The following is a 7,797-nucleotide window of genomic DNA, read 5'->3' as shown; positions in this document are numbered from 1 at the left end:
GACGGCCGACGGCACCTGGACCCGCCTCAAGGCGTGCGAGGCCCACGATTGCCGCTGGGTCTTCTACGACAGGAGCCCGGCCGGCCGCGGCCGCTGGTGCACCATGGCGGTCTGCGGCAGCCGGGCGAAGATGCGGACCTACCGCGCCCGCCGCGCGGAGTCCGGCTGAAACGGAAGCGGGCCCGGCGCCGTCGTACGGCACCGGGCCCCGCCGAGGGCCGCGGAGGCTACGCCTGCGGGCGGCCCAGCGCGCGATAGGTCCAGCCGGCGGCGCGCCAGAGCTCAGGGTCGAGGGCGTTGCGCCCGTCCAGGACGCGGCGCTCTTTGGCCACCTCGCCGAGGGCGGCGGGGTCCAGCTCGCGGAACTCCCGCCACTCCGTCAGATGCAGCACCACGTCCGCGCCGCGCACCGCCTCCAGCGCGCTCTCCGCGTACCCGAGCGTCGGGAACTCGCGCCGCGCGTTCGCCATCCCCTTCGGGTCGTAGACGGTGACCTGTCCGCCCTGGAGGTGGATCTGGCCCGCGACATTGAGCGCGGGGGAGTCGCGTACGTCGTCCGAATCCGGCTTGAACGTGGCGCCCAGCACGGCGACCCGCTTGCCGAGGAAGGCGCCGCCGACCGCGCGGCGGGCCATCTCCACCATGTGCCCCCTGCGCCGCATGTTGATGGAGTCGACCTCGCGCAGGAAGGTCAGCGCCTGGTCGGCGCCCAGCTCACCGGCGCGGGCCATGAACGCCCGGATGTCCTTGGGCAGGCAGCCGCCGCCGAAGCCGACACCGGCGCGCAGGAACTTCTTGCCGATCCGGTCGTCGTGCCCGATCGCCTCGGCCAGCTTGACCACATCGCCGTCGGCGGCCTCGCAGACCTCCGCCATCGCGTTGATGAAGGAGATCTTGGTCGCGAGGAAGGAGTTGGCGGCCGTCTTGACCAGCTCGGACGTCGGGTAGTCCATCACGATGAACGGCGACCCCTCGGCCACCGGCGTCGCGTACACCTCACGCAGCGTCTTCTCGGCCCGCTCGCTGGCCACGCCCACCACGATGCGGTCCGGGTGCAGGGTGTCCTGGACGGCGAAACCTTCCCGCAGGAACTCCGGGTTCCAGGCCAGCTCGGCGTCCGCCCCCGCGGGCGCCCGCTCGGCCAGCCGCCGCGCCAGCCGGGCCGCGCTGCCCACCGGCACCGTGGACTTCCCGATCACCAGCACCGGCCGGTCCAGATGCGGCGCCAGCGCGTCGAAGGCGGACTCCACGTACGTCATGTCGCAGGCGTACTCGCCCCGCTTCTGCGGAGTGTTGACGCAGACGAAGTGGACATCGCCGAAGGCGCCCGCCTCCTCGTAGGAGGTGGTGAAGCGCAACCGCCCCGTGGACCCCTCCAATCCCGCCACATGCTTGCGCAGCAACTCCTCCAGTCCCGGTTCGAACATCGGGACCTCGCCGCGCTCCAGCATCGCGATCTTCTCGGCGGCCACGTCCAGGCCCAGTACCTCGAATCCCAGCTCGGCCATGGCGGCCGCGTGCGTGGCGCCGAGGTAGCCGGTACCGATCACAGTGATCTTGAGGGCCATGGTTGCTCCAAAAGGTGGCGTCGGTGCGTAATGCCGGTAGGGAAAGTTCGGGGACGGACGGGTGAACGGCGCTGATCGAGCATAGTCGGGGCCCACCACGGGGAACCGGCCCGCGGGCCCCTCTCCGGCCGGCCGGCTGTCGGGTACCTCACGTATCCCGAACGGCCCCTGGACGCCTAGAATCCGAGGGAGATCGCAGGTTACTTAACGGTAGTTAGCGGATGCCGCACAGTGCGGCCAGCTCTCAGGGGAGTGAGACACCTTGGCGTCAGCGGGAAAGAACTCGGCCGCCGCATTCGACCTGTACCGGCCGTCGGAGGAGCACGACATGCTCCGTGAGTCGGTGCGCGCCCTCGCCGAGGCGAAGATCGCACCGCATGCCGCCGCGGTCGACGAGGAGGCACGCTTCCCCCAGGAGGCACTCGACGCGCTCGTCGCCAACGACCTGCACGCCGTCCATGTCCCGGAGTCCTACGGCGGTGCCGGCGCCGACGCGCTGGCCACCGTCATCGTGATCGAGGAGGTCGCCCGCGTCTGCGCCTCCTCCTCGCTCATCCCCGCCGTCAACAAGCTGGGCTCGCTGCCGGTGATCCTCTCCGGTTCCGAGGAGCTGAAGAAGAAGTACCTGGGCGCGCTCGCCAAGGGCGACGCGATGTTCTCGTACTGCCTGAGCGAGCCGGACGCGGGCTCCGACGCCGCCGGGATGAAGACCAGGGCCGTCCGCGACGGTGACTTCTGGGTGCTCAACGGCGTCAAGCGCTGGATCACCAACGCCGGGGTCTCCGAGTACTACACGGTCATGGCCGTCACCGACCCGGAGAAGCGCTCCAAGGGCATCTCCGCCTTCGTCGTCGAGAAGTCCGACGAGGGCGTCTCCTTCGGCGCCCCGGAGAAGAAGCTCGGCATCAAGGGCTCGCCCACCCGCGAGGTCTACCTCGACAACGTCCGCATCCCCGCCGAGCGCATGATCGGCGCCGAGGGCACCGGCTTCGCCACCGCCATGAAGACCCTGGACCACACCCGCATCACCATCGCGGCCCAGGCGCTCGGCATCGCCCAGGGCGCCCTCGACTACGCCAAGGGCTACGTCCGCGAGCGCAAGCAGTTCGGCAAGCCGATCGGTGACTTCCAGGGCGTCCAGTTCATGCTCGCCGACATGGCCATGAAGCTGGAGGCCGCCCGCCAGCTCACCTACGCGGCCGCCGCCAAGTCCGAGCGGATCTCCGCCGGCGGCAAGGACGAGGACCTCACCTTCTTCGGCGCCGCCGCCAAGTGCTACGCCTCGGACGCCGCGATGGAGATCACCACGGACGCCGTCCAGCTTCTCGGCGGCTACGGCTACACCCGCGACTACCCGCTGGAGCGGATGATGCGGGACGCCAAGATCACCCAGATTTATGAAGGTACGAATCAGGTGCAGCGGATCGTGATGGCCAGGAACCTGCCGCAGTAGGGTTTTCGCAGGTCAGCGGTCATTTTCGATGGCTCGCGGACTGTGATCGGCTTCCGGCCCGTTCGGGTCCGTTTCGGGCCGATCATGAGCGTCATGCTGGGGAGATCCTGGGCTGACGCTGGGCGGGAAACCGCCTCTCACCTGCACAATCGAGTAGGAGGGACCGGTCGCCCGTCCCTCCTACTCGATGTGCTTCGACCTCCTTTCAGGACACCACAGCACGGGCGATCAAAGTTCCGATGTGGTCCTGCTCCGGAGCTTCTAGCACCTGCACTTCCGCTGCCTTGAATCCAGCCTTGATCAGGAGGCTTTCCCACTTCCGGGGCGTGAAGCTGTACCGGTAGGTGAACATGGCCTTCCCCGCGAATCCGCCCTTGTACATCCCCTGCGGGCCGTACGCGCCGGGAATCGCTGGGGGTTGGCTGAACACCAGCGTGCCCCCCGGCTTCAACCGGTCGGCAATCAAAGGAAACAGTTTCGCCGGGTCGGTGAACCAGGCGGCGCCGAAGATCGAGTAAACGGCGTCGTAGCTCTCCGTGCTGGCGCTCAGGTGGTCGAGCACTTCGGCGCAGACGAACCGCGCTCCCAACCGGCCCCACCGCTCAGTCGTGTTCGCGACCATGACAGGAGAAAGGTCCACACCCGTTGCCTTTACTCCCCGCTGTGCGAGGTAGGCAAGCGCTCGCCCCGTGCCACACCCGATGTCCAGCACGCTTGCCGGGTCCCCCAGCAGTTCGGGGCCGGGACCGTGCCCGGAGTACTGCGTCCAACAGAAGACGGGTTCAGAGTCGAACACCTTGTCTTTGGTGCTCTCAGCGAAGGCGTCCCAGAGTTCGCGTTCGGAGTCGATGTTGTGCTGAGCGGGCAACTGTCGTCCTCGTTCCACGGTTGGTGCAGTGTCCCCGCCCCGAGGGAGGGCGGGGACACTCGTACAGGAGGGTGCTAGTGGCTGTCGGGCACCTTGTTGTCGCACGGCGAGCACTCCGCCGCGTCCATGGCCCACAGTTCATCGTCCACGGCGAATCCGTTGTCCCGCAGGATCTCCGCAGTACGCATCGCGGTGCCATCACAGCGCCGTTCGATCAGCGGCGCATGGTGCTTGTACTGGCCGCCGTTGTACTCGTCGCACAGAGCGAAGTACAGCGGAGTGTCCAAGATCAGGGCGTGCACGGCCACGTCCACCGTGTAGCCGACGCCCATGTCCACGCCCTTCCGCTCCATGGCGGTGATCGTGTAGGCGATGGCCTGGCCGAGCAGCCGCTCGGCGGTGTCACGGGTCATGACGCTGTTGTCGCGCAGGAGCAGCGCGATTTCCCGGTCCCACAAGGTCGGTTCGGTCTCGGTGACCAGGTGGGGCACACGGTGCGCCAATGCGTTGAGGATGATCTGCGGGTCGCGGGTGCGAGTCTGAACTGCCGTGCTCATCGTGCATACCTCCAGGTAGAAGGGGTGCGTGGAGCCTGTGGACCAGGTCGTTCGCTCATCCACGGTCCCGGAAGCGGCGCTCACTCTCCGGAGCACACGGACGGTCCACGTGGATGGGACAGCGACACCGCGGGAAGCGGTTCGACATCGAAGGCTCTGAAGCGGGTGCCACCTCGTGTTTCGGAACCCGCTCCGTGATGCCGTCCCTTGTCACCCGAGAGACCGCGATGGTCATCGCCATGCCCGCCTCCGCCTGTCAACTGACTGTGCGAAAGACGTTAGGGAGCCGCTGAGTTGTGGGTCCACGATGTTGCACGCGGTTGCACGGATTCACGCGAGCGAGTCGATTGCCCTCGTGATGCAGGCGCGGGCTTCGGGGCCTCGTACAGCGATCTTCGACAGTTCCCCGAAGGCTTTGAAGTACGTGCGGATTTCGCCGGGGGCCGTCACATTGATCTCTGCCGTCAAGGTCTCCACAGCCACTTGAGTTTCGTCGAAGGCATAGAACGCTTCCAGCGGCCAGACCGTACGGCGGGCGCCGAAGGGGATCACTCCGAGCGAGACGTTTGGCTGAGCCATCACAGACAGCAGGTAGCCGAGTTGGCCCGCCATGGCTGCTTCATCACTGACGCGGTAGTAGAGAACCGCTTCTTCAAGCAGCAACGCAAAACGGTGGTCGCCCTCCCGCACGACACGAGAGCGGTCCAGTCGGGCCTGTACGGCGTCCGAAACGTCATCTGGGGTGCCTTGGAAGTCGGTGATGGAGCGCAGCAGGCCCGTTGCGTACTCGGCCGTCTGGAGCATGCCAGGAACGAGGTTCGAGGCGTAGGCGCGGAAGTAGCGGGTCCGTTGATAGAGGGGCACCGTCTGTTCGTGGACGCGGCGCATCCCGTCGCGGTGGATCTGCCGCCACTCCACGTACATGGATTCAGCATTGCGTGAGGCCGCGATCAGGTCGGCGATCTGATCCTCAGCGTCACAGGCCGTGCACCAGGCCCGAATATCGGCGTCGGAGGGCGGAGTCTTCCCACGGGCGATCCGCGAGGACTTGGACTTGTGCCAGCCACACCGGGCGGCCAGTTCATGCCCCGTAAGCCCGGCGTCCTTCATGATGCCTTGCAACCGGGTTGCTACAGCGGCGCGTGCCGCTTGGGCACTGGAGAGTGGGGACGAGGACATGAACCGGCCGGCCTGCGTCAGACGCTGTACTTGTCGTGCGGGATGGCGCGCTCCCACACCGCCTCGAATGCCGAGGCGCAGAGCTGCGCAACGGCAGGTCCTTCGGTCTGGTCGGTGTGGACCCACCGCCCGACCCCATCAAAGATATTGAACTGGACCAATCGGCCGTCGAACAGCCAGAAGTCATTTCCTGGCAGAGCCAGGTCTGATGCGTGCCGCCGAGGCAGCCAACGGATCTGCTCCCCCGCAGCAACGTTCGTGAACGCTCCCGAGTGCTCAAAGCGGATGTAGTCGCTCACGGGCTCGGAGACGATCCGGGCGCGCCGCATCACCACACCCTTACTCGTGACCTCCTGCACGAGGTCGAGCCACGGCCGCCACCACGACTTGCGGTCGTCGGGGTTAAGGCGGTGCCCCTCCCTCCACGCCGCGAACCCTTCGATCTCGATCTCTACGCCGTAGGCGTCGCGCATCTCCAGATGGACTGCTGACCTTTCAGCCGCCCGGAGCAGGTCAGCAAAGCTAGTCAAGCTCTGCGACATCAAGTGCCTCCCTGAGAAGCGGGATCATCCGCTTCGGTACCCGGATCACTGCTTCGTGGTCGGGGATCGGAACATCCACCGAGCTTTCGCTCGTGGTCTGTTCGTCCGACTTCCATCCCTGGAAGAGGAGATCCTTCGTGTCCTCATCGACCCACACGGCCGGAGAGCCGTGATCCCCGGACTCTGGATCTTTACCGCCGAACCGTAGTGCTATGACAACCTCCGCTGTCGAGCGCGTTGCGCCTGGTTGCACGACCCTCACCCTGTGGAGTCGCCCAGGTCAAGAGGGCAGTCGTCGGACTTGGGTACGGGGCGGTCGGCGTCTGCATTGGCGCGAGGCGGCAGACAGTGGCGTGACCAGGGGAGACTCGCTAGCGATCATGGGGGAATCCTGGGGGAGCACCCCCGAGATTGGATGTTCGTGCAGGTCAGAGCGCTAAATGCCGTAAAGCACCCAGATCTACGAGGGCACCAACCAGGTCCAGCGCATCGTCATGGCGCGCAACCTGCCGTAGGGCAGACGGAAGCAGGGCATGCGGAAGGGGTGGGACCGGCCGGTCCCACCCCTTCTCCGCGCACCGCTCCGGGCGGTCACGAATCGCTGGTGACGGTGACCTTCTCGTCGTTCTTGAGCTGCTCGACGAGCTGCTTCAGCTTGGCCTGATCCCATACCAGGTTGCCGCCGACGCTGCCGGAGACCGGCATGTTCATCGACTTTCCGTCACCACTCGTCACACCCTTCATCGCGAAGAACATCTGGCCCAGGCTCCACAGGCTCATGTCCTTGTCGACGATGACGGTGTCCAGACCCGCCCCGAGCGTCGGGTACAGCGTGAACGGGTTGAGCAGGGTGCCCGGGGTGGCCGCCTGGCTCGCCAGCGCGGCCAGGAACTTCTGCTGGTTCTTCGTACGGGCCAGGTCGCTGGCGGCGAAGGCGTGCCGGGTGCGGACGAAGGCGAGTGCCTGGGAGCCGTCCAGGGTCTGCTTGCCCGCCTGGAAGTCCGCCCCGGCGTCCTTGTCCTTGAACGCCTTGGGGATGTCCAGCTCCACACCGCCCATCGCGTCCACGATGTTGGCGAAGCCCGCGAACCCGATCTCGATGTAGTGGTCGATGTGCAGATGGGTGTTGTACTCGACCGTGCGCACCAGCAGCTCGGGCCCGTCCTCCGCGTAGGCCGCGTTGAGCTTGGTGTGCCGGCCCGTCCCCGCGTACTTCTTGCCCGACTGCGAACCGACGAACGACGGTATCTCCACGTTCGAGTCGCGCGGCAGGGATATCAGCGTCGGACCGTTGCTGCCGTCGTGCAGGATCATCATCGAGTCGGTGCGCTTGCCCTGGGCCGACCCGGTGTGCAGCTTCTTCTTGTCCTCGGCCGACATGCCCTCGCGGCTGTCCGAGCCCACGATCAGGTAGTTGGTGCCGTCGCCCGCCTCCGGCCGGTCGATGACCTTGCTCAGGTCGACCTCGCGGCGGAGCTTGCCGTCGGCCCAGATGTAGGTGCCGATGGACGTGACGAGGAGCACGGCGACCAGGGTCAGCGCGGTCCACTTGATGCGGCGGCCCCAGTCCGGGCGCGGGGCCGCGCCACCGCCGCCGCCCGGGGCGCCGCCGTAGACCTGGCCGGTGTTG

At 66.9% G+C, this 7,797-nt stretch carries 8 protein-coding genes; 2 read left to right on the top strand and 6 right to left on the bottom strand.

Translation table 11 applies throughout. The annotated features are described in order from the left end of the window. The coding region (locus AC51EU_RS24105) for a CGNR zinc finger domain-containing protein (protein WP_496269148.1) at positions 1 to 169 on the top strand (169 nt) is incomplete at its 5' end. 58 nt (positions 170 to 227) lie between these two features. Here AC51EU_RS24105 and AC51EU_RS24100 read toward each other — a convergent pair. Then, positions 228 to 1,568 (bottom strand): UDP-glucose dehydrogenase family protein, encoded by a 1,341-nt coding sequence (locus AC51EU_RS24100; RefSeq protein WP_496269147.1) that lies wholly within the window; start codon positions 1,566 to 1,568, stop codon positions 228 to 230. 262 nt (positions 1,569 to 1,830) lie between these two features. Between AC51EU_RS24100 and AC51EU_RS24095 the strand changes: the two genes are divergently transcribed. Then, the gene (locus AC51EU_RS24095) at positions 1,831 to 3,021 is read left to right on the top strand and encodes an acyl-CoA dehydrogenase family protein (RefSeq protein WP_496269146.1); all 1,191 of its coding nucleotides are present in this window, start codon (positions 1,831 to 1,833) and stop codon (positions 3,019 to 3,021) included. A 205-nt stretch (positions 3,022 to 3,226) separates the two neighbouring features. Here AC51EU_RS24095 and AC51EU_RS24090 read toward each other — a convergent pair whose 3' ends face one another. The 5 genes from AC51EU_RS24090 to AC51EU_RS24070 all read right to left on the bottom strand — a co-directional run. Next, positions 3,227 to 3,889: a class I SAM-dependent methyltransferase gene (locus AC51EU_RS24090; RefSeq protein WP_496269145.1), complete on the bottom strand. Its 663-nt coding sequence runs from the start codon at positions 3,887 to 3,889 to the stop codon at positions 3,227 to 3,229. Between the two features lie 74 nt (positions 3,890 to 3,963). After that, positions 3,964 to 4,446 (bottom strand): hypothetical protein, encoded by a 483-nt coding sequence (locus AC51EU_RS24085; protein ID WP_496269144.1) that lies wholly within the window; start codon positions 4,444 to 4,446, stop codon positions 3,964 to 3,966. Between the two features lie 330 nt (positions 4,447 to 4,776). Beyond that, a complete protein-coding gene (locus AC51EU_RS24080; RefSeq protein WP_496269143.1) occupies positions 4,777 to 5,625 on the bottom strand; it encodes a helix-turn-helix domain-containing protein in 849 nt (282 codons plus the stop codon). A 17-nt stretch (positions 5,626 to 5,642) separates the two neighbouring features. Next, entirely contained in the window at positions 5,643 to 6,167 is a 525-nt protein-coding gene (locus tag AC51EU_RS24075) for a DUF6879 family protein (protein ID WP_496269142.1), read from the bottom strand. Positions 6,168 to 6,758: 591 nt separating this feature from the next. After that, a partial coding sequence (locus AC51EU_RS24070) for an LCP family protein (RefSeq protein WP_496269141.1) occupies positions 6,759 to 7,797 on the bottom strand: 1,039 nt, incomplete at its 5' end.

It is taken from the genome of Candidatus Streptomyces philanthi (assembly GCF_059553635.1).
The sequence above is the reverse complement of the archived record's forward strand: the minus strand, read 5'-3'. Positions and strand labels throughout refer to the sequence as shown.